Raw genomic sequence first — 25,715 nt, forward strand, 5'->3', positions numbered from 1 at the left:
CGACGTTGTCGGTGGCCGGCGCTATTGTGGTCGCATAGGGAGTGTGTGACCAGAGGGGCGGCGGCCATGGGTGATGTCGTATTCGTGATCGATGGCGGGGGTCGCCGCGGGCCGGACTGGCTCGACCAGGTCACTGGCGAGCTGCGGGCCGACCTCGAGGAGATTCGTGGTGTGCGGGTGAGCACCGTGCCCGCACCGGCTCCCGAAGGCGCGAAATCCGGTGTGGTGGAACAGATCGGCCAGCTCGCGGTCTCCGGCGGCGCGCTCGGCACGGCCGCGTGGGTGGTGCGCGATATCGTCGCCAAGTTCATCGACCGGGCCCAGGCGCGGTCGATCACCGTCAAGAAGGGCAAGCGCGAGGTCACCATCACCGCCGCCTCGGCCGAACAGATCGACCGGCTGCTGGACCTGCTGACCGATGAATAGTCCGGCCGGACAACGCATCGCGCTGTTCATCGCCAACGACACCTACCATTTCGACGGGCTGTCGCGGCTCTACGCGCCGGTCTCCGACGCCGAGCAACTGCGAGAGTTGTTGCGCGATCCGGAAATCGGCGGCTTCCGGCCCACCGACCTGCTGATCAACGAATCCAAGGCCGAAATCGAGCGCAGTATCGAGCGCCTGTTCCGCGGCGCCGGGCCCGACGACGTGGTGCTGCTCTATTTTTCCGGCCACGGCCTGCGCACCCGGCAGAACCTGTACCTGGCCACCAGCAACACCGATCCGCAACTGCTGTCGAGCACCGGCATCTCGGCCACCTTCATCCGGGAGCTGATCAAGGATTCCGCGGCCGCGGCGAAGGTCATCTTGCTCGACTGCTGCTACAGCGGCGCCTTCCTCGGTGCCGACGTGATGAAGTCGACCCCGACCATCGACGACGTCGGCCAGGAACTCGCCGCGGGCGAGGGCATCTGCGTGCTCACCGCGACCAGCGCGGTGGAAACCGCCGAGGACGGGCGCGGCGGCGCCGACCAGTCGGCGCCGCTATCGATCTTCACCGCCGCCATGGTGAAAGGCATCGGCACCGGCCTGGCCGACAACGGCAGCGGCCGCATCAGCGCCCACGACCTGTGGACCTACACCCTCGCCGAAGTGCGTGCCCGCACGAGCAGGCAGACGCCGAACCACTACGGCCTGCTCAAGGACGAGGTGTATATCGCCAAGGTGCGGCGCAGGCATCCCGGCGCGGTCGAGGTGGGCGACCGGGTGCAGCTCGGCGGGCTGCTCGGGCGCCTCGAACAGGACGCGACCCTCGGTCTGCGGGCCGAGGCCTGGTGGGGCACCGGGCGATTGAAGGTCCCGGTCGGTCAGGAACGCCGCACCGACGGCGCGGCGGGGGAGACGGTCTGGCTGGACCTCGCGGGACCCGACGGCAACCTGCTCGTCGTCGGACGCGCCGGTGCGGGCAAGAGCACGCTGCTGCGCACCCTCACCGGCTCGCTCGCGCTCACCCACGCCCCCGACGAAGCGCAGATCTACGTCCTGGAATCGAGCAACCGGCTCGGATCGATGGGCGCGCTGCCGCATATCGCCGGCGTCGCGGGCGACGACGAACCCGAGCAGGTGCTGTCGCTGCTGCAAACCATCGTGGCCGAGATCCGTTCCCGCAAGAAGATGTACCGCGCCAACAACATCGACTCACCCGCCAGCCTGCGCGCGGCGCGGTCGGTGCTGGTCGGCGGGCCCGCCGCCGACATCTTCCTGCTGCTGGACCGGTGGGGCGATTTCTGCGAGCAGATCCCGGATTTCGCCGCCATACTGCGTCAAGTGGCCAGCGCCGGACCCGAATACGGCGTGCACGTGGTGGCGACGGTGCGCGATTGGAGCGAGGCGCCGGACTGGCTGGCGGATCTGCTGCCGTCTCATATCGAGTTGCGGCTGCACCGTCCGCACGAATCGCGGATCCACCCCGAACGGGCCGCCCGCCTGCCCGACGGGCCGGGCTGGGCGCTGTACCGTGGCCGCCCGTTCCGCATCGCCATGCCCGACCTGCGGGAACTGCCGCCGGACAAGATGGTGCTGCCGGATCTGGCCGACGGCGCCGCCGAACTGGTCAGCCGGGTCGCTGCGGCCTGGCCGGCGCGCCCGGCCGACGGTGAGATCCGCCGCCCCTCCTTCGACGGCAATGTCGATTTCGCCGACCTGTTCGGTATCGGCGCCGACGACCGGCTCGACCTCGAAGTGGCCTGGCAGCACCGCTCCAAACACGAGCGGCTGCGCATCCCGATCGGCGTCACCCATCTGGGGGAGACGGTGGAGCTGGACCTCAAGCAGGTCGGCGAATCGGGGATGGGCCAGTACGGGCTGATCGTCGGCGCGGCCGGATCCGGTAAATCGATGCTGCTCAAAGACATCGTGCTCGGATTGGCCGTCACCCATCCGCCGGACGCGGTGAACTTCCTGCTCGTGGACTTCCGCGGCAGCGAAACCTTCGACGGACTCCAGCCGCTGCCGCATGTCTCGGCCGTGGTGAACGACCTGGCCGCGGAGCTGCCGCTGGTCGATCGGCTGATGGCCACCCTCGCCGGTGAGATCGAACGGCGCAGGCAGGTGCTGCGCAGGCACAACTACGCCGACATCGCCGCCTACGATTCCGCCCGCAGGCGCGGGCGCGACCTCGAGCCCCTGCCCGCGCTGGTCCTGGTGATCGATGAGTTCACCGAATTACTCGCCCAGAAGCCGGATTTCGGCGACACGCTGGTCGCCATCGCCCGCCGTGGGCGGGCGCTCGGTCTGCATCTGCTGCTGTCCTCGGCGCGTCTCGAGGGCTATCGGCTGGGCCCGTTCGAGGCCTACCTGTCCTTCCGGATCGGGTTGCGCATGTTCTCGGCGGCCGAATCGCGCATGGTGCTCGGGGTACCGGATGCCTACGAGTTGCCGAGTACGCCCGGCTTCGCGTATCTGAAAGCCGATGCGGCCGCACCCATCCGGTTCAAAACCGCCTACCTGGCGCGGCCCGAGCGGCGCCACGACCAGGACGCCGAGGCGCGCGGTGTGCAACGAACCCTGCTGGATTCGCTGGTATCGCAGGTGCGTGCGGCCGGTGTGCCCGCGCGCCGGATCTGGTTGCCGCCGCTGTCGGAGCCTGCCACCATCGACGAACTGATCACCGACCACCGCTGGGCGCCGGGTGGCTTCGGCATGCTGGAACTGCCGGTGGGTGTGGTGGACGATCCGTTCGAGCAGCTGCAACGCGCCCTGGTGCTCTCGCTGGGCGGCGAAGACGGCAACGTCGCGGTCGTAGGTGGGACGCGATCGGGCAAGTCCACCACCTTGGCCACGATCGTGCTGTCGGCGGCGGCCACCCACACACCCGAGCAAGTGCAGTTCTATGTGCTCGATATCGGCGGGGTGCTGGCCGACCTCGAGCAGGTGCCGCATGTGGGTGCGGTGGTCGGGCGCGGCGAGCCGGACCGGATGCGCCGCACCGTCGCCGAAGTCGCCGCGGTGCTGAGCCGGCGGCGGCAGCTGTTCCAGGAATTGGGGATTGCCTCGATGGCGGAGTACCGGCGACGGCGCGCGACGATGCCGGATCCGGCGCGGGCCGACGCGTTCGGTGATGTCTTCCTCGTCGTCGACGACTGGGGCTACGCCCGCCGCCACGACGAGGCGCTCGAACAGCATCTGATCGATCTCACCGCCGACGGCCTCGGCTACGGGGTGCACGTCATCGTGTCGGCGGTGCGGTGGGCCCATCTGCGTCCGGTGTTCCGTGAACGTTTCGGCACCAAACTCGAACTGCGACTCGACGATCCGGGCGAATCGGAGTTCAACAAGAACGATGCCGCGCGAGTGCCGGGCACGCCGGGCCGCGGGTTGGTCCGCGCCGGGAACAGGATCAAATCGATGATGATCGCGATGCCGCGGCTGGAGTCGGGCGCCGAGCTGAGTGCCCCCGCCGGTGATCTGCTGTCGTCGGGTCGCATGCTCGCCCAGCGCTACCCGGGCAGGCGCGCACCCGAGGTGCGGGCGCTGCCGATGCGGGTGGCGCGGGAGAATCTGCTGGCCATCGCCGATGCGGAGGGCATCGAGCAGAGCGCCCGCCATGTGGTGATCGGCCTGCGCGCGACCGACCTCGCCCCGCTGTCCCTGGATTTCGCCAAACAGCCGCATTTCGTGGTCTTCGGGGACGCCGAATCCGGGAAAACGACGCTGCTGGCCAATATCGTCGACGGCCTCGGCCGCGCGGCCACCAAGGACGAGGCGGCGCTCGTCGTCATCGACCCGGCGCGCAGGTTGCTGGAGATATCCTCCGGGCTGCCGCAGGTGGCGCGCTATTCGCCCACGCCGCAGACGATCACCGAGGCCGTCGACACCGTGGTGCAGTTCATCGAGAAACGCACGGCCGGTCCGGATGTCTCGCCGCAGCAGTTGCGTGACCGCAGCTGGTGGCGCGGGCCGGAATTGTTCGTCATCGTCGATGATTACGAGCGGGTCTGCGCCGCCTCCACCGGCAATCCGCTGGCGCCGCTGGCCGAATACCTCGCCCAAGGCCACGACATCGGCCTGCACGTGATCATCGCGCGCGCCAGCGCCGGCGCCGCATTGGCCCTGCACGACCCCGTCCTCGGCCGGCTCCGCGACCTCGGCGCCGACGGCGTGGTGCTGAGCGGTTCCCCCGAAGAAGGCGCCCTGCTCGCCAACGTCCGACCCACCACCCAGCCCCCCGGCCGCGGCACCTACGTCACCCGCTCCCGCCCACCCGAGCTGGTGCAGATCAGCTACCTGCCACAGGTGTGAGACCCATCGCGATCGCCGGAGGTCCCGGCAACCGCAAGTACCCGAGCGACCACGCCGTGACAAAGATCCCACCGGCTCGGCGGGGCGGCGCCGCAGCGCCGTAATCCGAACCCGACCAGTGCCTTACCCGGTGCGGTGTCCACAGGTGCCCAGCGGATGTGACGGCCGGAGTCGGGAACAGCTCGTCCGACACGCCCGGGAGGAGAAACGCCGTGTGACGAACGAGTCGGTGCGCGGGCGGGACAGATGGGATGTATCCTGCACGGGAATGCGTTTGCATCAGAACCGGTGGGCGACCGTCCGCCGGTAGAGGGGACCGGCCGCGATGTGACGCGGCGGCGAATTCCGGAGGAGGTGGTGTTGCGATGCGCAGCGAACCTCCCAGTCGAAGGCCGCGCGGCGCCGCGCCTTCGCATTCCCGGTAGCAGGTTCTTCCGGCGGTAGCGACTGGCGTGAGCGCCCGCGGTGTGATGTCGATTTTCCGATTCACTCGCCAACTCACTGCTGTGCCGAGGACTTTGCCATGTCGCAGACCGAACTGATCCACGAGCGTCCCACGCTGTCGGAATCCCTGCAGGATGTCGTCGAACGCCACCGCGTCGACGCCGCCCTGCACTGGCTCGACACCCACCCACCGCACGTCATCGCCGATGAGATCGCCCGCATGGACGCCGTCGGCGCCGGTGTCGCGTTCCGGCTGCTCGACAAGGACCTCGCGCTGGCGGTGTTCGAAGAGCTCGAGCCGGTCGACCAGCAGCAGATCCTGCAGGGCATGCGGGATCAGAGTTTCCGTGAACTGGTCGAGGCCATGGCGCCCGACGACCGCGCCCGCATGCTGCGCGAGGCGCCGGCCAAGGTCGCCAAGAAGGCGCTGGCCGGGCTCAGCCCGCGCGAACGCCGCATGACCGCCGCCCTGCTCGGCTACCCGGAGGGCTCGGTCGGTCGCTACATGACGCCGGAAGTCGTTGCGCTGCCGGGCAATCTGACCGTCGCCGAAGCGCTGCGCACCGTGCAGCTCAAGGGCGCGGGCGCCGAAACCGTCTACACCCTGCCGGTGGTCGACAACGGACGCCGGTTGCGCGGCATCGTGGAACTGCGGGAGCTGGTGCTCAGCAGCCCCGAGACGATGGTGGCCGATCTGGTCGTCACCGCGCCCGCGTTCGTGCGCGCCACCGACTCCGCGGAGAAGGCCGCCCGGTTGATGCGCGAGACCAACGACCTCAACCTCCCCGTCGTCGACAGTGAGGACCGCCTGGTCGGGCTGCTGACCTTCGACGACGCGGTGGAGGTCATCGAGGCCGCCGACACCGAGGACGTCGCCAAGCAGTCCGGTTCCTCGCCGTGGGAAGGCCACTACATGGCCGCCGGGGTGTTTCAGCTCGCACGGTATCGGGCGCTGTGGTTGCTGCTGTTGCTGCTGGCCGCGACCCTGACCGTCAGCGTGACCGATTTCTTCGAGGGCACCCTCGAACAGGCCGCGCAGCTGGCGCTGTTCATCCCGCTGCTCATCGGCGCGGGTGGCAATGCAGGTGCGCAGGCCGCCACCGCGTGTGTGCGTGCGCTGGCGGTCGGCGAAGTGCGCGGCAGCGACCTGCTGAAGGTGATCTGGCGCGAATGCCGGGTGGGGCTGGTGCTCGGGTCCATGCTGGCCGGGGCGGGTGTGGTGATCGGCGCCTTCTTCGTCGGCCCGCGCATCGCGGTGGTCGTCGGCGTCACGCTCATCATCATCTGCGGGTGGGCGGCGACCATCGGCGGCACCATGCCGCTGCTGGCCAAGCGGTTGCGGATCGACCCGGCGGTGGTGTCGGCGCCGATGGTGACCACGCTGGTCGACGCGACCGGCCTGATCATCTACTTCACCACCGCGAAGCTGGTGCTCGGCATCTGAGCCGGGCCGCCGCGCTCAGGGCAGCGGGTACATCGTCATCAGCTGGTCGCGGGCCCGCTCGACCTCCGGCTGGTTCGTGCCGAGCACGGTGATGACGGGCAGCGCGCCGCCGGGCAACTCCGGGCCGACCGCGAAGGTGTAGCCGATGAATTGGCCGCCGCCGACGCGGCCCACGTAGACGGTGCGGTTATCGATCGTGATGGTCTGGTCGCGGGGGATCTCGGCTTCGGCCTGATAGCCGTACTCGATGGCGGTGGGCGCGTACGCGGTGCCGAAGCGGCAGGTCTGGGCGGTCTGGTAGTCGTGCACCGGCAGCGGGGTGGCGGCGAGCTTGGGCAGCGCCTCGCACGGGTCGGCGCCGGTGAGCACGGTGCGCACCGAATCCGGAGACGAGCCGTAGCCGGGGCTTTCCGGCAGCTGCTCGATCGCGGTGTCGATTACCGCGTTGCCGATCGCGCAGGTGTCGACCGGCGTCGGTGCCTGGACCGTCAGCACGATCTGCGCCATCGACGGGAATTCGGCGGTCACCCAGCACTGTTTCGGGTCCGCGGTGGATCCGAGATCCTCCGGCGAGATCACCTCGACCTTGACCTCACCGACCCGCCGGGTCTCCTGCACGGCGCTGGCGGCCGGCGCCCACGCCAGCGACCAGGTGGCTTCGACGGGCGATCCGGCGGCGTCGAGGCGGGCTCGGCAGCCGTGGATCGTCTGCCCGCCGACGTGCACCTCGCTGACGGCCCCGTGTTCTTCCAGCGCCGACCGCGGCACCAGCGCACAGGCATCGACGGTGCGAATCCGCTGGAACACCTCGGAGACCTGCGCCTCGGAAACGGCGGGAGTGAACCAGATCTCATCGACCGGGCTCGACGCGCTCTGCTGCTGACAGCCGGCGCCGCCGATCACTACTGCGGCAACGATTGCCAGGCGACGCAACAACGAAACTCCCTCGGGTGGACGCCGACCCACCGAGGGGGACCGGTCTCGAGGACAAAATAACTCGAGCCCGACGCCACGATCGAATCGTGGACGCCGGGCTCGAGCAGACCGCCGGGTCTAGAACTCCCAGTCTTCGTCTTCGGTGTTGACGGCCTTGCCGATGACGTAGCTGGAACCGGATCCGGAGAAGAAGTCGTGGTTCTCGTCGGCGTTCGGCGAGAGCGCCGACAGGATCGCCGGGTTCACCTCGCACTCGTCCTTGGGGAACAGGCCCTCGTAGCCGAGGTTCATCAGCGCCTTGTTCGCGTTGTAGCGCAGGAACTTCTTGACATCCTCGGTGAGGCCGACCTCGTCGTAGAGGTCCTGGGTGTATTCGACCTCGTTGTCGTAGAGCTCGAACAGCAGCTCGAAGGTGTAGTTCTTGAGCTCGTCGCGTTCGGCCTGGGTGACCTGCTCGAGGCCCTTCTGGTACTTGTAGCCGATGTAATAGCCGTGCACCGCCTCGTCGCGGATGATCAGCCGGATCATGTCGGCGGTGTTGGTGAGCTTGGCCCGCGAGGACCAGTGCATCGGCAGGTAGAAACCGGAGTAGAACAGGAAGCTCTCCAGCAGCGTGGAGGCCACCTTGCGCTTGAGCGGTTCGTCGCCGCGGTAGTAGTCGAGCACGATCTCGGCCTTGCGCTGGAGGTTGCGGTTCTCCTCCGACCAGCGGAAGGCGTCGTCGATCTCGCGGGTCGAGCACAGCGTGGAGAAGATCGAGCTGTAGCTCTTCGCGTGCACCGACTCCATGAACGCGATATTGGTGAGCACCGCCTCTTCGTGCGGGGTGAGCGCATCGGGGATCAGGCTCACCGCACCGACCGTGCCCTGAATGGTGTCGAGCAGGGTGAGGCCGGTGAAGACCCGCATCGTCAGTTGCTTCTCGTCGGCGGTCAAGGTGTTCCACGACGGGATGTCGTTGGACACCGGCACCTTCTCCGGCAGCCAGAAGTTGCCGGTCAGCCGGTCCCAGACCTCGGCATCCTTCTCGTCGGGCACCCGATTCCAGTTGATGGCCGACACCCGATCGATCAGTTTCATCCTGCCTCCACGCCTTTCCCGCGCACATCCGAGCACGCTGCTGTCACGGAATTCCCTACACCCAGAACACTACTCCTTGTGGGTGACAACTCCAGACAACACAACACCTTGTGTCGAGCGACCATCCCCACCGATGCGGTGAGGAGCTGTGACGGCCGCTGCCGTTCGCCCATTGTCCGCCATCGCCGGGCCGGGGCGTGCATCGGTGCCGGGTGCGTCGCGCACGATCGCGGAGGATTTGCCGGACCCGCAGGTGGGGGTGTTTCGGGGCATGCCCGGACCCGTGCGGACTACTCAGTTGCCCCGGCTGCGGGCGGGTGCCGCTGGGTGGGATCCCGCGGGCCGGCCGTTACCGGCGCCCAGCGGCATCCCGCCGGGGGCGCCGCTGTCCGGGTAGGTGTTGGCGTGTCGTTCCGCGACGCCGATGGTGCGGGCCGCGGTGATTCCGCCGTCGGGAGAGCCGCTGCCCTTCGCGGGGATGTGCGGGACTCGCCGGGAGAGGTTTGCCGTGAGTCCGGGGCCGGTCCTCAGGACTCCCGGAAGGGGTTGAGCCAGCGAACATTGATGAATTTGGCAAAGTCGGAGTCGGTGGAGACCACGGTCAGGCCGTGTTCCATCGCCAGTGCGGCAAGGTGCATGTCTGGGATGAGGTTTCCGGTCGGCCGCGCCTCGCCGATCAATTGATCGATCAGCTGCTGGTGCCTCGGGCCGGCCGCGGGAGTCCACGCCGCTGGTGCGGCGAGGAATGTCGTGATGCGATCCCACACCTCGGTGATGGGTGCCGGCGGCGAGTAGATTCGCGGATTGGTAGTGATCCGCAAGTAGGCCAACAGGCTCGGCCACGGCAGTGCGACCGACTGGCTCGGGCCGGCCAGTGCCTCGGCGAGCCAGTCACGGGCCTGTTCGTGGTGCGGCGCTTGCTCATCGGTGGCATAGATGAGGATGTTCGCGTCGACCAGGTACATCAGTGAAAGTCCTCGCCGTCGGCTATGGCCAGGGCTTCGGAGACATTGTCGATATCGACAACGCGGCGGCCGAGCGGCAGTGGCCGGATGTCGATGTCGGCGCGTTGCGGTGCCGGAGCGTCCAGGGCATCGAGTCCGCGCCGGATCACCTCGTTGAGTACGTCCTTGAACGTAGACCCGCGCTGTATTCGCCAGCGTTCTAGGCGGAGTGCCAGGTCGTCATCCAAGGTCACCGTAGTTCGCATACATCAATGCTAGAAGGTGTGATGATTTGATGATTCTGATCTGATGATCCGATGTTCATCGGTGCTTGTTACCGCCTGCTGGCCCGCCGGTATCCGATGGTGGCGGGCACCGCGAACAGCACGATCGCGGCGGCCGACCACAGCAGCGTCAGGGTGAGTGGCCGGGCCAGTTCACCGCCCTGGGCCAGGGCGCGCATGGTGTCCACGGCGGTCGACATCGGCTGGTTGCGCACGATCGGTTGCAGCCACTGCGGGTAGGCGGCCAGCGGGACGAAGCCGGTGCTGAAGAACATCATCAGCGAGGTGAGGATCGTAATGGCCTCCACCAGGGTGGCTTTGGCGGTGTAGACGGCGACGGCGGTGACCACGGTGGCGAAGGCCAGGCCGAACAGGGTCGGCACGAGCAGGAACGCGACCGTCGCGGCGAGGCCCTGCTGGAAGCGGAAGCCGAGCAGGTAGCCGACGAGGACCACGGTGATGGTTCCGGCGAAGATCCGGCAGCCCTCGGCGAGGATCCGCGACGCCAGACCGGACGCGCGGTGCACCGGAAGCACCCAGAACCGGGCGAGCAGCCCGGCATCGCGTTCGCGTCCGAGCAGCACCCCGCCGGCGACCGCACCCGACAGCGCGCCGACGACGGCGACCATCGGCACCGATCCGTAGAGCGCGTCCTGGCCGGTGAACTTCTGGATCTGCCCGCCCACCACGATGTCGAGCATGAGCAGCAGCAGGCAGGGGATGAGCAGGGTTTCCAGCAGGGTGATCGGGTTGCGGGCCCAGCGCAGCAGCAGCCGCTGGGTCTGGATGACGGTGTGCCGGATCAACGCGGCCGCCGAGGTTTCCGGTGCGGCGAGCAGGTCGATGGGGCGGGCGGCGGGCAGGGTCATCATCGCCTCCGCGCACTCAGTCGCACCGCCACCGGCGCGCAGACCGTCAGGATGCCGAAGGCCCAGGCCAGCGGCGGCCCCATCAGCGACCACGACACTTCGCCTGCGTTGCCGAGGGTGTCGCCGGCCAGGGCGCGCAAGGCGATGACGAACTGGGAGACCGGCTGGTTACGCACGAACGGTTGCACCCACTCGGGGAATTGGGCCGCGGGGGCGAGTCCGGTGGAGAGCATGCCGAGGATCAACGGCGGCAGCACCAGCGCCTGCGTGGTGGCTTCCGGGCTCTTCGACAGCGTGCCGATGACGTCGGCCGCCAGCGTCAACGCGATGCCGACGAGCAGCGCGAACAGCAGGAATCCGAGTGTATGCGCGGCATCGAGGCGGAACCGGAACCCGATGACGTACCCGCACACCAGCGCCGTGGTGAGCGAGATGATCAACCGGAAGACATTGCCCGACATGCGCGCGGCGACCGGGACGAACGGGTTGATCGGCATGGCGCCGAAGCGCCGGTTGAGTCCGGCGACGGCATCGGTGGCCGACCGGAACGCCGCCGAGATGGCGGTGAACGCGGCCGCTTGCAGGATCACTATCGGCATCATGAACTGGGCGTAGCTGCTGAATCCGGTGCCGGCGAACATCATCACCGTCTTCAGCGGCAGGTAGAAGCTGGCGGTGAAGGCGGCCGGTGCGAGGATCGAGGACAGGATTTCACCGGATTTCACCGACGGCACGATGAACCGGGCGGTGAGCACCCACCACTGCGCGGTCGTGACCGGCCGGGCCCGCGCGCCCGTCGACCAGACGGCGGCGGTCATGGCAGCGCCTGTGCCGCAGCGGGTTCCGGCTCGGCCGTCGGCTCGGTGGAGGCGAGGTGCCCGGTGAGCTGGAGGAACACATCGTCGAGTGACGGGCGGCGCAACGCGATATCGACCAGTTCGACCCCGGCCGCGTCCAGCCGCCGCAGCGCCTCCGCCAGCGTTCTCGCACCGTCCGGGGCCGGGATCGCGATGCGGTCGGATTCGGTGGTGAACATCGCCCGATTCCCTTCCGGCAGCAGCGCACCGAGCGCGTCGGCGATGGCGGGCAGATCACCGAGATCCAGCGGCACCACCTCGCAGTAGCTGCCGCCGGTGCGGGCCTTGAGTTCGTCGGCGGTGCCCGCCGCGATCACCACACCGTGATCGATGACGATGATCCGGTCGCTGAGCGCGTCGGCCTCCTCCAGGTACTGGGTGGTGAGCAGGGTGGTGATGCCCGCCCGCTGGAATCCGCCGACCAGATCCCAGACCCCCTGCCTGCTGCGCGGATCGAGGCCGGTGGTCGGCTCGTCCAGGAACACCACATCCGGGCGCACGACCAGCCCGCAGGCGATATCGATGCGGCGCCGCATACCGCCGGAATAGGTGCCGACCCGCCGTCCCGCCGCAGCGACCAGGTCGAAGGCGGCGATCAGTTCGTCGGCGCGGGCGCGGGCGGCGCGTTTGCGCAAACCCATCAGCCTGCCGAACATGACCAGGTTCTCGTAGCCGCTGAGCATGTCGTCCAGCGCCGCGTACTGGCCGGTCAGCATGATGGACCGGCGCACCGCGGCCGGGTCGGCGACCACATCGTGCCCGGCGACCACCGCGCGTCCGCGATCCGGCGGGATCAGGGTGGACAGGATGTTCACCATCGTCGTCTTCCCCGCGCCGTTGGGGCCGAGGATGCCGAGCACCTCGCCGGGTGCGGCGTGGAAGTCGACGCCGCGCAGGGCGTGGACGGCGCCGAACGATTTCTCGATGCCTTCGACGAGAACGCCGTGGTCGGGACTCATTGCGGGCCTCCCAGATGGGTATCGAGCTCCTGCGCGATGATCGAGAGCGCGTAGGGGGTGGTCATTTCGTCGTGGGTGACGTCGACGTCGTGGTTGGTGATGGCCCCGGTCACATACGGCCGCCAGCCCTCGGGCCCGAAGATGTCGGAGCTGTCGACGGTGGCGCTGAAATACAGCAGGTCGCCGTCGTAGCGCGGGCGCTGGTAGCCGGTGCGGGTGCGGGCGGAGGCGTTGTAGGAGGCCGCCATGCGTTCGATGGTGGGGGCATCGATGATCGTGACGCCGCCGAATCGTTCGCGGATCAGCTCGGCCGCCTCCTGTGCGGTGGCGTCGGCGGGCACGTTGTCGATGCCGAAGACGGTGCCGAAGCTGTTGACGAATCCGCCGGGGGTGAGCCGCTCGATGCTGTCGCCGTCGATATCGGCGGTGTCGGCGTCCAGCAGTGCGACCACGCCGACCGTCGCGCCCTGCGCGCGCAGTTTCGCCGCCATGTTGTGGGCGATCAGTCCGCCGAAGGACCAGCCGAGCAGGTGGTAGGGCCCGTCGGGCTGAAGGGCGCGGATCTCGCGGATATAGCGGTCGGCGAACTCGTCGATGGAGCGGGCCGAGGGTTCGCGACCGGATAGATCGGGTGCTTGCAGCCCGTAGATGGGGCGGCCGGGGCGCAGCCGTTCGGCCAGACCGAGGTAACTCCAGGCCATGCCGGAGGACGGGTGGACACAGAACAGGGCCGGTTCGCTGCCGTCGGGGCGGATCGGCAGCAGCACGTCGAGGCCGAGACCCGATGTCGGGGCGGGTGCCTGCGGTGCGGCCTCGGTGAGTTGGGCTTCGGGTGAGCGCGCGTAGGTGGCGAGTGCGCCGAGCGCCTCTACCCACAGATCGGCCAGTTCGGTGACGTCGGCGCCGTCCAGCAGGGTGCGTGGATAGCCGAATGTCGCGTGCAACCGGTCGCCGATGACCACCGAATCCACCGCGAGCGCCGACATCAGCGGGACATCGGGATGTTCGGGGGCGGGCAGCTCCCCGAGGTCGTCGGTCGGCAGCCAGCCGAGGCCCTCCAGGCCGGCCGGGATGTCGCCGGTGGAGTAGCGGCCGAGATAGTTGAACGCGATCTGTCCCGGCAGCTCACGCGGAAGCCGCTGCGCGGTCTCGGGATTCAGGTAGCGCAGCAGGCCGAAGCCGATGCCCTTGTCCGGCACCGCGCGCAGCGTGCGTTCGACCGCCCGCAGCGCGGCGCCCATCGCGTGGCCGCCGGCGAACGCCTCGTCGGTATCGATGCCGGTGAGGGTCAGCCGCACCGGGTAGAGGCTGGTGAACCAGCCGACGGTCCGCGACAGATCGGCCCCGGGAACGACCTCCTCCTGACGGCCGTGGCCTTCGAGCCGGATCAGCGCGGTGGATTCGGTGGTGCCGCGGCGGGCGCGCCAGCGCATCAGGGCCAGGGCGAGCGCGGCGAGCAGGCCGTCGTTGACGCCGCCGCCCGACAGTCGCGGCAGATTCGTGAGCAGGGTGGCGGTGACGTCGGCGGAGACGTCGATGTCGACGGTGCGCAGGGTGTCGGACAGGTCGATCGCCGGATCCAGTGCGCGCGGTCCGAGCAGCGGATCAGGGCCGTCCACGATCGCACGCCAGTAGTCCAGTTCGGCCATGCGGTGCTCGGTGCGGGCCTGCTCGGTCAGCGCGTACGACCAGCGGCGCATGGAGGTGCCGGTCTCGGCGAGCACCGGCGCGGATCCGGTGCTGACCTGCGCCCACGCCGCGATCAGGTCGGGCACCAGGATGCGCCAGGACACCGCGTCGACGGCGAGATGGTGCAGCACCACGATCAACCGGCCGGATGCGGTCCGGCTGCCGGCCGCGCCGACCGGATCCAGCCAGAGGAACTGCGCGAGGACGCCCTCGGCCGGGTCGAGCCGGTGCAGCGCCGAATCCAGTTCGGTCACCGCGAATTCGTGCAGCTCGACAGTATCCGCCCCGGCGTCGAAGGTGATCCGGTGCAGTAGAGCGCCGACGTCGACCGCGCCAGGGGCCGCGACGCTCCACTGCCAGTCCGTACCGTCATGGTGCAGTCGTGAGCGCAGCATGTCGTGCCGGTCGACCACGGCGGTGAGGGTCGTGACCAGCTGCTCGCGGTCGATGCCCGGCGGCAGTTCGAGCACCGCGGTCTGGGCGAACCGGGCGAAATCGCCGCCCCGCTCGATCATGTAGCGCACGATCGGGGTGAGCGGCAGTTCGCCGACACCGCCGCCGGGCAGCTCCTCCAGCGTGACCGCGGGCCCTGCCGCGTCGGCGGCCGCGGCCAGCGCCGCGACGGTGCGATGTTCGAACACCTGCAACGGCGTACAGGCGATGCCGCGCAGTTTCGCCCGCGACACCAGCTGGATGGCCAGGATGCTGTCGCCGCCCAGCGCGAAGAACGAATCGTCGGCGCCCACCCGGTCCCGCCCGAGCAGTTCGGCGAAGATCTCGGCGAGGGCCTGCTCGGTCGGCGTGCGCGGCGCGCGGTAGGCGGTCTGTTCGGTGGTGAAGACGGGCGGAGGCAGCGCGTCGCGATCCAATTTGCCGACGGCGGTGCGCGGTATCTCGTCCAGCACGACGAATGCCGCGGGCACCATGTACGACGGCAGGATGTCGGCGGCGAATGCCCGCACCGCGGCCAGGTCGATCTCGGCGCCCGGCGCGCGCACCAGGTAGGCCGCGAGCGCGGTGGATCCGGTGGGGCCGGGGACGCCGAGGGTGACGGCGAAGTCGACGCCATCGGCGCGTCCCAGCACAGCGTCGATCTCGCCGAGCTCGACCCGCTGGCCGCGCACCTTGATCTGGAAGTCGGTGCGCCCCAGATATTCCAGCTCCACCGTGCCCGTGCTCGTCCGCACCCAGCGGGCCAGGTCGCCGGTGCGATACAGGCGGGTGCCGGGCGCGCCGAACGGGTCGGCGACGAATCGCGCGGCGGTGAGCCCGGGCCGGTTGTGATAGCCGCGCGCCAACGCGGATCCGGTCAGATACAGCTCGCCCGCGACGCCCACCGGGACCGGGCGCAGATGATCGTCGAGCACCAGCACCGCAGCCCCGCGAATCGGCGTGCCGATGGTGACGGGCGAGTTCGGCAGCAGCGGCCGCGACGCCGTCGCCCAAATGGTGAATTCGGCGGGCCCGTACAGGTTGAGCATCCGCCGATGGGGTCCGCTGCACCAGCGCTCGACCAGCTCGGCGCCCACCGCCTCGCCCGCCACCGCCAGCATCCGCACACTCGATACCGCGTCGGCGTCGACGGTGGCCAGCGCCGAGGGCGTGATCACCAGGTGGGTGACCTGCTCGGTGGCGATCAACTCGGCCAGCGGGCTGCCGCCGTAGACCTCCGGCGGCGCGACGACCGCCGCCGCACCCGAACCGAACGCCATCAGCGCCTCGAAGATCGAGGCGTCGAAGCTCGGCGACGCCACCTGAAGGACACGGGCCCGCGCGTCCAGCCCGAGCTGCTCTCCTTGTGCAGCAACGAGATCGGCGAGCCCGCGGTGGGTGACGGTGACGCCTTTCGGGGTGCCGGTCGAGCCGGAGGTGTAGATCAGCCAGGCGGGCTGATCCGGGTGGGGCTGCGCGACGGGACCCGGTGTCGGCTGCTGCGACGTGGTCATCTCGTCCAGGACTATCCACTGTGTGCTGTCGGGCAGGGCGGACCGGTGGGGGGAGACGGTGACGCCGAGCCGGGCGCGGGAATCGCTGAGCATGTGCTCGATCCGGTCCACCGGATGTTTCGGGTCGACCGGCAGGAACGCCGCACCGGTCTTCGCGGTCGCCCAGACGGCGGTGAGCAGCGCGGCCGAGCGTGGCATGCCGAGGGCGACAACGGTTTCCGGGCCCGCGCCCGCCTCGGTCAGTTGCGCGGCGAGCCGGTCGGCGTCGGCGTCGAGCTCGCGATAGGTCCGCATCCGCCCGTCGGCGATGATCGCGGGACGGTCCGGATACTGCCGGGCGGCCCGGGTGAGGATCTGCGCGAGCGTGGAGGTTCCCGCGCTGTCGGGCCCGCACACCGGCACCAGCTCGGCGCGTTCGGCATCATCGAGAAGATCGATCTCGGCAAGCGCCACTTCGGGATCGGCGACGACGGCGGCCAGCAGCCGCACCCACCGCCGGGCCAGCGTCGCCGCGGTCTCGGGCTCGAACAGGTCGGTGGCGTAGGTCAACAGTCCCTGCACACCCTCCGGCCCGCCGGGGCCGAAGCGTTCGCGCAGGTCGAGAATGAGATCGAATTGCGCGGTGTCGCGCTGGAAGTCCTGCACCTCCACCCGCAGGCCGGGCAGTTCGAGCACCGGTTCGACGAAGTTCTGCAACGACAGCGACACCTGGAAGATCGGGTGGTGCGCGGTCGAGCGCGGCGGGTCCAGGATCTGCACCAGCCGTTCGAAGGGCACATCGGCCGCGGCGAACGCGTCCAGATCTCGCCCACGCACCGAGGCGAGGAACTCGGCGAAACCCCGGCGTGGATCCACCGGTGTGCGCAGGGCAAGAGTATTGACGAACATGCCGACCAGCCGGTCCAGCGCTTGATCGCCGCGACCGGCCACGGGCGTGCCGATGACGATGTCGTCGGTGCTGCCGAGCCGGGCGAGCACGGCCGCCAGCGTCGCGTGCAGCACCATGAACACGCTGGTCTCGGTGGTGGCGGCGAGTTCGGTGAGGCGGCGATGCAGTGCGGCGTCGATGGTGAGCGGCACATCCGCGCTGCGCATCGACTGCACCGCGGGCCGCGGCCGGTCGGCGGGCAGATCGAGCACATCGGGGGCGCCGGCGAGGGTGTCGGTCCAGTACCGGATCTGCTGGGCCGCCAGGGATTCCGGATCGGACTCGTTGCCGAGCAGCTCCCGGTGCCACAGGGCGAAGTCGGCGTACTGCACCGGCAGCGGCGCCTCTTCGACCTCGGTCTCCGTCGACGGCCCACCCACTGCCACGGACCGATGCCGGGAGTAGGCGGCCATCAGATCGGTGGCCAGCGGCGCCATGGAGAATCCGTCGGCACTGATGTGATGTACCACCAGGACCAGCACATGCGTCGGTTCGGGCGTGCCGATGAGGCGGAACAGGCCAAGCCGCAGCGGCGGCTGCTCGGTGATGTCGAAACCGGCCCCGGTCAGCTCCGCGATCCGGACCCGCAGCGCCGCACCGTCATCGGTATTGGTGATCTCGAGTGCCGGCGTGGCGACCTCGGCGCCGATCACCACCTGACGCGGCCCCTCGGCGTCGGCGGGATAGACCGTGCGCAGGCTTTCGTGCCGGGCCACCACATCGCGCAGTGCCCGGCGCAGGGCGGCGAGATCGAGTTCGCCGGTCAGGCGCAGCGCGACGGCGATGTTGTAGGCCGGCGACGCCGGGTCCATCCGGTTGAGCACCCACATGCGCTGCTGGGCTGGCGAGAGCGGTACCCGGTCCGGGCGCACCCGTGGCGCGAGCACGAACCGGCCGCGCGCGCCGTCGGTGGCGGGCACGATCCGGGCCGACAGCTGGGCGACGGTCAGCGCGTCGAACAGATCGCGCAGCGCGATGGTCGAGCCGAGTGCCGCGTTGACCCGTGCCACCACCCTGGTCGCGCTGAGGGAATTGCCGCCGAGTTCGAAGAACGACTCGTCCGCGCCGACCCGTTCGCTGCCGAGCACGTCGGCGAAGACCTCGGCGACGGCCTGCTCCACCGGTCCGCGCGGGGCGAGGTAGGGGCGGCGGGCCGCGGCGAAATCCGGCACCGGCAGGGCGGCGCGATCCAGCTTGCCGACCGGCGTCAACGGGATCTCGTCCAGCACCACCAGATAGGCGGGCACCATGTAGCCGGGCAGTTCGGCGGCGACCCTGGCGCGCAGCTGTTCCGGGTCGAGCGTCGCTCCCGCGACGGGCAGCACATACGACACCAGCACCGTCGCCCCGGCCGGTCCGGCCCGGCCGATGGTGACCGCGTACTCGACGTCGCCGGCCGCCGACAGCACCGCGTCGATCTCGCCGAGTTCGATGCGCAGGCCACGGATCTTCACCTGGAAGTCGCTGCGCCCCAGATACTCCAGCGCCAGGCCGGAGTCGCCGTCGCGCACCCACCGCACCATGTCGCCGGTGCGGTACATCCGCTCGCCGGGGTCGCCCGATGGATAGGCGACGAAACGCCCTGCGGTCAAGGCGGGCCGGTTGAAGTAGCCGCGGGCCAGCGCCGGGCCGGCCAGGTACAGCTCGCCCGCGACACCGACCGGAACCGGACGCAACCAGGTGTCGAGCACCAGCGCCGACGCCCCGCGGATCGGGCCGCCGATGGTGATCGGCGCACCCGCGGTGAGTTCGGCGGGTCCGGTGGCCCACACACTGAACTCGGTGGGGCCGTACACGTTCACCATGCGCCTGCCCGGGGCCCAGCGCGCGATCAGCTCCGGGGTCGCGGCCTCACCGGCGACGGCGAGCACCCGCAGGTCCGACAGATCGGTCGGTTCCATGGTGGCCAGCGCCGACGGCGTGATCACCGCGTGCGTGACCCGCCGACTGCGCAGTAGCTGCTGGAGTTCGCTGCCGCCGTATACCTCCGGCGGGGAAACCACCAGCCGCGCGCCCGCGCTGTGCGCCATCACCAGCTCCGACACCGACGCGTCGAAACTCGGCGAGGCCACCTGCAACACCGCGGCCCACGCATCGATGCCGAGCGATTCCCGTTTGCCCGCAGCCAGATTCGCGATACCGCGGTGGCTCACCAGGACGGCCTTCGGCTTGCCGGTCGAACCGGAGGTGTAGATCAGATACGCGGTCTGGTCCAGGTCGATCGGGCCGCCGCGTTCGTCGTCGGTGATCGGCTCGGCCGAGACGGTCATGGCGCGGCGCATGGTGGGCAGGTCGTCGAGCAGCAGCCAGTCGATGGTGCCGGGCAAGGTCGCGCCGATCTCGGTCACGGTCACGCCGATGGGGGCCTTCGAATCGGTGAGCATGTGCTCGATCCGCTCCACCGGATGACTCGGATCCAGTGGCACGAACGCCGCGCCCGTCTTGGCCAGCGCCCACACCGCCACCACCGATTCCAGCGATCGGGTCAAGGCCAGCACCACGAACACCTCGCGGCCCACGCCGCGCCGCAGCAGCACCCGGGCGAACCGGTTCGACCAGGCGTCGAGATCGCCGTAGGTCATGGTGAGTTCGCCGGCGTCCACCGCGATGGCGGCGCTGTCGAGGCGGGCGCCGTCGGCGAGGATGTCGGGCAGCGGCCGCTGCGGCGCCGACGGCGGGCCCTGCACCGGTGCGAGTGCGGCCACTTCGACGTCGTCGCAGTAGCGCAGCCGGGCCACCGGGCGCTGGGGATCGTCGGCGAGCTGGACGAGCAGCCGGACGAAACGATCCAGCAGCGGGCCCGCTTCGCTCGCGTCGAAGTGGTCGGCGAGGTATTTCAGCGTGATCCGCAGGCAATCGCGGCCGTCGAGCCCGCGCAGCGGAATCACCATGAGGTTCAGTGGATACGGCGTGGCATCGGTACCTGCCACATCGAGCACCCGCATCCCGGCGATGTCGAGGGCCTGCGACAGTGCTTCCCGATCGATCGGATACGACTCGAACACCGCGAGTGTGTCGAACAGTTCCGGCAGCCCGACGGCCTGGTGGATGGCGGCGAGTCCGACATGCTGATGGTCGAGCAGCCGGGCCTGATCGGCCTGGATGCGGGCGAGCAGGTCCGCGATCGACTCACCCGGCTCGAACCGCACCCGCACCGGCAGCGTGTTGATGAACAGCCCCACCATGTCCTCGACGCCGGCGAGTTCGGGCGGCCTGCCCGACACCGTGCCGCCGAACACCACGTCGGTGCGGCCGGTGAGCATGGCCAGCAGCATGGCCCACGCCGCCTGCACCAGCGTGTTGACCGTGGCCCCACAGTCACGGGCCGCCGATTCCAGCCGGGCGAGGGTCTGCGCGGTGAGTTCGGCGGAGATCTCGGCGGTCTGCGGGGATTCGATATCGGCCAGCGACGCGACCGCTCGGGTGGGCGTGTCGACGCCGGCCAGATACCGCGACCACGCCTGGATCGACGCGTCCTGGTCTTGTTCGGCCAGCCAGGCCAGGAATTCGCGGTAGGACCGGGCGGGTGCGAACGCGCTGGTGTCGCCCGCGGTGACGTAGAGGGTGAGCAGTTCACGCACCAGCAGTGGCGTCGACCAGCCGTCCAGCACCAGGTGGTGGTTGGTCATGATCAGCCGGTAGGTGTCGGGCCCGGTGTGGATCAGGGTGAACCGCAGCAGCGGCGGTCGGGTCAGATCGAATCGGGTGTTCGCGTCCAGGGCGATCAGCTTGTTCAGTTCACGATCGCGTTCGGTGTCGCCCGCAGCGGTGAGATCGATCTCCTGCCAGCCGACCTCGGCTGCCCCGAGCACCACTTGACGTGGACCGTCCTCGGTTTCGGTGAACGCCACCCGCAGATTCTCGTGCCGGTCCACCAGCGCTTGCGCGGCGCTGCGCAGCCGGTCCGCGTCGACGACGCCGGCGAGGGTGAGCAGCGACTGCACCGTGTAACCGTCGGCGGTGTCGGAGTCGTAGCGGGCATGGAACAGCAGCCCGTACTGCAACGGCGACAGCGGCCACACGTCCACCAGATCGGGGTAGCGCCGCTCCCAGTCGTCGATCTGGGCCTGGGTGACCGTGACGAGGTCGAAGTCCGACGGCGAGCGTCCACCGGCGCCCGGTGTGCCGGCATGCGCGACCAGTGCTCGCAGGGCTTCACCCCACAGCTCGGCGAGTTCACTCACCTCGTCGGCGTCGAGCAGGTGGCCCGCGTAGTCCCAGGTCACCTCCAACCCGTCCGCGGTCAGCACGGCGTTGATATCGACCACGGCGGGCAGCGGTGCGCGCTCGTCCTGGGTGGCGGCGAAGCGGCGGGGCAGCCAGGCGCCGGAGGTAGCGGTGCCGGCCCGGCCGAGGTAGTTGAATCCGAGCTGCGGTTGCGGTGCATCGGCCAGGGCCGCGGCGGTGTCGGGGGCGAGGTAGCGCAGCATGCCGTAGCCGACGCCCCTGTCCGGGACCGCGCGCAACTGTTCCTTGGCCGCCTTCACCGCGGCGCCCGCGGCGTCCCCACCGGCGAACGCGTCGTCGAGGTCGATGCCGGTCAGGTCGATCGCGACCGGGTACACGCTGGTGAACCAGCCGACGGTGCGCGCGATATCGGCGCCGGGCAGTATCTGCTCGGCCCGCCCGTGCCCTTCGAGGGTGATCAGCGCGACGGTGCGGGACCGCCAGCGGCACAGCGCCATCGTCAGTGCGGCGAGCAGCACATCGTCGGCGCCGCAATGGAAACGATCGGGCACCGTGCTCACCGCGGCGTCGGCGGTCTCGGCCGGGATCGTCATCTGATGGCGGCCCATGGTGGCGACCACGTCGACCGCGGGATCGAGTCGGCGGCGGCCGATCGCGGGATCGTCGGTCGACAGGATGCGCTGCCACACCGGCAGTTCGGCCGCGCGGGCCGCGGCCTGCTCGGTCTGGGCGCGTGCCCAGCGCCGGAACGAGGTGCCCACGGGCGCGAGTGCGCCGCCGGTGGCCGCGATGGCCAGATCCGGCAGGAGGATGCGCCAGGAGATGCCGTCGGTGACCAGATGATGCAGCACCAGCCAGCACAGCGGTTCGGCGTCGGCGTGCTCGATGACAACGAAGCGGGCCACGACACCGGCCTCGGGATCGAGTCGGTCGGCGGCGTCCTGGAGGGCGCGCTCACAAATGGTTTCGGGGTCGGGTCCCGCGTCGATGACGTCGATCAGCGCGTCGACGTCGACCGAACCCGGTGCCGCGACAACCCATTCCCACTCATCGCCCACCGGCCGCAATGTCGACCGCAGCACATCGTGGTGGTCGATGACAGTCCCCAGCGCGGCACTCAGCCGATCCCGCGTGAACCCGTCCGGCAGCCCGATCAGCACGGCTTGGGCGAACCGATGCCACGGGCGTCCCTGCTCCACCATCGCCCACACGATCGGTGTGAGGTCGATGCTTCCGACCCCACCGCCGGGCAGTTCACGGATTTCCTCCGACGCCACCTCGGTGGCGACAGCGGCCAAGGCGGCCACCGTCTTTCGCTCGAACACATCGCGCGCGCTGAAGGCCAATCCGGCCGCCTTGGCCCGCGACACCAGCTGGATGGAGACGATGCTGTCACCGCCGAGTGCGAAGAAGCTGTCGTCGACGCCCACCGCGTCCAGGCCGAGGACCTCGGCGAACAGGGCGGCGAGCGTGTGCTCGGTGGGAGTGGACGGGGCCCGCCCGGTGGTCGGGGCCGGGGTGAAATCCGGTGCGGGCAGCGCCTTGCGGTCCACCTTGCCCAGCGGGGTGAGCGGCACCCGGTCGAGCATCATGATCACCGAAGGCACCATGTAGGCGGGCAGGCTCCGGCCCACCGCCGCGCGCAGAGCCTCCGGATGGACGTCCTCGGCGGCCAGTACATACGACACCAGAGCCGTTGACCCAGCAGGTGTTTCGGCGCCGATGGTCAAGGCGAACTCGACCCCCGGTTGCCGTTGCAGCGCATCGTCGATCTCGCCGAGCTCGATCCGGAAACCACGGATCTTGACCTGGAAGTCGCTGCGGCCCTGGTATTCCAGCTCGTGCCGCCCGTGCGCCGCGATCCAGCGCACCAAATCGCCGGTGCGGTACATGCGCTCGCCGGGGGAGTAGGGGTCGGCGACGAACCTGCTCGCCGTCAGCCCGGTCCGCCGGTGATAGCCGCGCGCCACCCCGGGGCCCGCGAGATACAACTCGCCGACGGCGCCCGGCGCCACCGGGCGCAGCCACGAATCCAGCACCACCGCACGGACCGCGCGCGCGGGGCTGCCGATGGTGACCGGGGCGCCGGGCGTCATCGGCGCGGTGAGGGTGGCGGTGACGGTGGTCTCGGTCGGCCCGTAGCCGTTGATGAGCGCGCGGCCCGCCCAGGTGGTCACCAGTTCCGGCGGGCAGGCGTCACCGCCGACGACCACCGTCCGCAGCCGCGGCAGCGTCGCCGGATCCAGCGATCCCACCACCGTCGGCGTCACATTGAGATGGGTGACCTCGAAGGTGCGCAGCACCTCGGCCAGCTCCTCGCCCGCGAACGCGGCGGGCGGCACCACCACCAGCGTGGCACCGGCGGTGTAGGCGATCAGAATCTCCTCGACCGAGATGTCGAAGCTGGGCGAGACGGCATGTGCGACAACAGCATCGGCGTCCACCCCGAAACCCGCACCGGAGCCCGCGGCCAGATCGGCGAGCCCACGATGGGTGACCAGCACACCTTTGGGCAAACCGGTGGATCCGGAGGTGTAGATGATGTAGGCGACCTGATCCAGCCGGACGGGTGCGCGGCGGTCGGCGTCCCGCACCGGCGCCGGATCCTGCGCGGCCACCGATTCGGCGGTGGCGAAATCGTCGAGCACCAGCCAATCCACATACTCCGGTAGCGCCTCGCGCGCGTCGGCCACCGTGACGCCGGCGACCACACCGCTGTCGTCGAGCATGTGCTCGATACGGTCGGTCGGATACGTCGGATCGATGGGCACGAACGCCGCGCCGGTCTTGGCGATCGCGAACATCGCCAGCACCGATTCCACCGAACGCGGGATGGCCGCGGCGACACCGCGTTCGGGTCCGGCCCCGGCCGCGATCAGCACGCGGGCGAGCCGGTTGGTGTATTCGTCGACCTCACGATAGGTCAGGCGCGCCGCGCCGCCGACTAGCGCGACAGCCTCCGGGTCGCGCACCGCGGCAAGCAGTTCGGGCAGCGTATGTGTAGCACCACCGGCCGGGCCATGCGCTGGCACCAGCTCGCCCTGCTCGGCGTGGGTCAGTGGCTCGATGGCGGCCAGCGGTGCGTCGATGCCGGCCGCCAGGAACTGGTGCAGAAAGTGCAGGAACCGTTCGTGGTGGGCCGCGAGTTCGGTGTCGCTGTAGAGGTTGGCGTTGGCCTGGAAGTCGATATGGGTGCTCTCCCCGCCGACGCCCGGATACAGGTTGACGAACAGGTCGTCGATCAACCCGGAGGTGAGCACGTTCAGGCGGCCCACGACCGAGCCGAGCGCGATCCTGGTATCGGCCATCATCAGATTCACCGTCGGGCCGAAGGAGGCGGCCTCGTCCATGGACCAGCCGAGATCACGGACGATGTCCTCCTGCCGATAGCGCTGGCGCCGCAGCGCACCGGTCAGCTCGCTCTGCGCAGCCAGGATCGTCGCACCCACCGTCATGGCCGGCGACAGGCTCAGCCGCAGCGGCACCACATTGGCGATCATCCCGCCCGAACGCCGCAGCGTCGCGGTGATCCGCGCCGACACCGGCAGGCTCAGCACCACCTCGCCCGCCCCGGTCATCGCCGACAGATAGGCGGCGAACGCGGCCACCACCGTCGGCGCCATCCCGGAACCCGCCGCCTCGGCCACCTCGTCCAGCAGGGCTGCCGTCTCGGCGGGCAGCGCACCCGCGACGCGGGCCGGATGCGCGTCGACCTCGGCGGTGCGCCCGGCCAGATTTACCGGATCGGCCATCCCGGCCAGGTGCTCACGCCAGTACTCACGGTCGGCGGAGAACCGGTCGGAGCTGCGATAGGCCAGATCGGCGTCGACGATGCGGCGCAGGTCCTCGGCCTTGCACGGCGGCGCCTGCCTGCCCTCGACGGCCGCGTTGTACAGCTCGGCGGTGCGCTGCACCATGGCCAGCGCGCCCATGCCGTCGAGCACGATGTGGTGGATGCGCGAGTACCAGAACCAGCGATCGTCGCCGAGCCGCAGCATCGCCATCCGCACCAGCCGATCCCGGGTCAGCTCCAGCGGCGCGGAGTATTCGGCACGCATCCAGGTGTGCGCCGCGGCCTCCGGGTCCGGCTCCCCGCGCAGGTCCAGCTCGAGGATGCTGTCGTCCAGGGTGGGATCGACAACCTGGAACGGATGTCCGTCGACGTCGATCAGCCGCAGATACCCGGTGCCGAACTCGCGTCCGGCCTGCCGCGCGGCCGCCGCAAGAGCCTTCGCGTCGATCGGCCCGGCCAGTTCGATGTACTGGGCGATGGAGATCGGGATGTCGCCCGCGACGTGCTGGGCGAACCAGATACCGCGCTGGGCGGCAGAGAGCGGGAACGCGCCCGTCGGGAGAGCGGGTGCGGAGTCGGTGGGTGCGGAGGATAGCTGTGTCATGGAAGTCCT

11 protein-coding genes are annotated in these 25,715 nt (G+C 69.7%); 3 read left to right on the top strand and 8 right to left on the bottom strand.

The genetic code is table 11. The annotated features are described in order from the left end of the window. Positions 1–66 precede the first annotated feature (66 nt). The 3 genes from FEK34_RS07025 to mgtE all read left to right on the top strand — a co-directional run bounded on the left by FEK34_RS07025 (position 67) and on the right by mgtE (position 6,629). Positions 67–426: an effector-associated constant component EACC1 gene (locus FEK34_RS07025; RefSeq protein WP_138447070.1), complete on the top strand. Its 360-nt coding sequence runs from the start codon at positions 67–69 to the stop codon at positions 424–426. Then, entirely contained in the window at positions 419–4,741 is a 4,323-nt protein-coding gene (eccCb, locus tag FEK34_RS07030) for a type VII secretion protein EccCb (protein WP_138447071.1), read from the top strand. Before FEK34_RS07025 ends, eccCb begins: the two co-directional genes overlap by 8 nt. Positions 4,742–5,264: 523 nt before the next feature. Continuing rightward, complete coding sequence (mgtE, locus tag FEK34_RS07035) at positions 5,265–6,629, top strand: magnesium transporter (RefSeq protein WP_138447072.1); 1,365 nt, start codon at positions 5,265–5,267, stop codon at positions 6,627–6,629. 15 nt (positions 6,630–6,644) lie between these two features. Here the strand turns inward: mgtE and FEK34_RS07040 are convergent, their stop codons facing one another. The 8 genes from FEK34_RS07040 to FEK34_RS07075 form a co-directional block, all read right to left on the bottom strand. Continuing rightward, positions 6,645–7,562: a hypothetical protein gene (locus FEK34_RS07040; protein ID WP_138447073.1), complete on the bottom strand. Its 918-nt coding sequence runs from the start codon at positions 7,560–7,562 to the stop codon at positions 6,645–6,647. A 120-nt stretch (positions 7,563–7,682) separates the two neighbouring features. Then, complete coding sequence (nrdF, locus tag FEK34_RS07045; protein ID WP_138447074.1) at positions 7,683–8,645, bottom strand: class 1b ribonucleoside-diphosphate reductase subunit beta; 963 nt, start codon at positions 8,643–8,645, stop codon at positions 7,683–7,685. Positions 8,646–9,172: 527 nt separating this feature from the next. Further along, a complete protein-coding gene (locus FEK34_RS07050) occupies positions 9,173–9,610 on the bottom strand; it encodes a TA system VapC family ribonuclease toxin (RefSeq protein WP_138447075.1) in 438 nt (145 codons plus the stop codon). Continuing rightward, positions 9,610–9,855 (bottom strand): DUF2191 domain-containing protein, encoded by a 246-nt coding sequence (locus FEK34_RS07055; RefSeq protein WP_138447076.1) that lies wholly within the window; start codon positions 9,853–9,855, stop codon positions 9,610–9,612. Before FEK34_RS07055 ends, FEK34_RS07050 begins: the two co-directional genes overlap by 1 nt. Before the next feature lie 68 nt (positions 9,856–9,923). Next, entirely contained in the window at positions 9,924–10,745 is an 822-nt protein-coding gene (locus tag FEK34_RS07060) for an ABC transporter permease (protein WP_138447077.1), read from the bottom strand. Continuing rightward, positions 10,742–11,560 (bottom strand): ABC transporter permease, encoded by an 819-nt coding sequence (locus FEK34_RS07065; RefSeq protein ID WP_138447078.1) that lies wholly within the window; start codon positions 11,558–11,560, stop codon positions 10,742–10,744. The genes FEK34_RS07060 and FEK34_RS07065 overlap by 4 nt, the downstream gene beginning before the upstream one ends. Then, positions 11,557–12,558 (bottom strand): ATP-binding cassette domain-containing protein, encoded by a 1,002-nt coding sequence (locus FEK34_RS07070; RefSeq protein WP_138447079.1) that lies wholly within the window; start codon positions 12,556–12,558, stop codon positions 11,557–11,559. The genes FEK34_RS07065 and FEK34_RS07070 overlap by 4 nt, the downstream gene beginning before the upstream one ends. Further along, positions 12,555–25,706 carry a non-ribosomal peptide synthetase gene (locus tag FEK34_RS07075; protein ID WP_138447080.1) on the bottom strand — a complete coding sequence of 4,384 codons (13,152 nt, stop codon included), beginning with the start codon at positions 25,704–25,706 and terminating at the stop codon, positions 12,555–12,557. The genes FEK34_RS07070 and FEK34_RS07075 overlap by 4 nt, the downstream gene beginning before the upstream one ends. Positions 25,707–25,715 lie beyond the last annotated feature (9 nt).

It is taken from the genome of Nocardia cyriacigeorgica, from assembly GCF_005863245.1.
GTDB lineage: Bacteria > Actinomycetota > Actinomycetes > Mycobacteriales > Mycobacteriaceae > Nocardia > Nocardia cyriacigeorgica_C.

Excerpts from the sequence above, each read along its gene's own strand:
- FEK34_RS07075 (WP_138447080.1), bottom strand. The coding sequence starts at position 25,706 with ATGACACAGCTATCCTCCGCACCCACCGACTCCGCACCCGCTCTCCCG.
- FEK34_RS07055 (WP_138447076.1), bottom strand. The coding sequence starts at position 9,855 with ATGCGAACTACGGTGACCTTGGATGACGACCTGGCACTCCGCCTAGAA.
- nrdF (WP_138447074.1), bottom strand. The coding sequence starts at position 8,645 with ATGAAACTGATCGATCGGGTGTCGGCCATCAACTGGAATCGGGTGCCC.
- FEK34_RS07025 (WP_138447070.1), top strand. The coding sequence starts at position 67 with ATGGGTGATGTCGTATTCGTGATCGATGGCGGGGGTCGCCGCGGGCCG.
- FEK34_RS07065 (WP_138447078.1), bottom strand. The coding sequence starts at position 11,560 with ATGACCGCCGCCGTCTGGTCGACGGGCGCGCGGGCCCGGCCGGTCACG.
- FEK34_RS07060 (WP_138447077.1), bottom strand. The coding sequence starts at position 10,745 with ATGATGACCCTGCCCGCCGCCCGCCCCATCGACCTGCTCGCCGCACCG.
- FEK34_RS07050 (WP_138447075.1), bottom strand. The coding sequence starts at position 9,610 with ATGTACCTGGTCGACGCGAACATCCTCATCTATGCCACCGATGAGCAA.
- mgtE (WP_138447072.1), top strand. The coding sequence starts at position 5,265 with ATGTCGCAGACCGAACTGATCCACGAGCGTCCCACGCTGTCGGAATCC.
- eccCb (WP_138447071.1), top strand. The coding sequence starts at position 419 with ATGAATAGTCCGGCCGGACAACGCATCGCGCTGTTCATCGCCAACGAC.
- FEK34_RS07070 (WP_138447079.1), bottom strand. The coding sequence starts at position 12,558 with ATGAGTCCCGACCACGGCGTTCTCGTCGAAGGCATCGAGAAATCGTTC.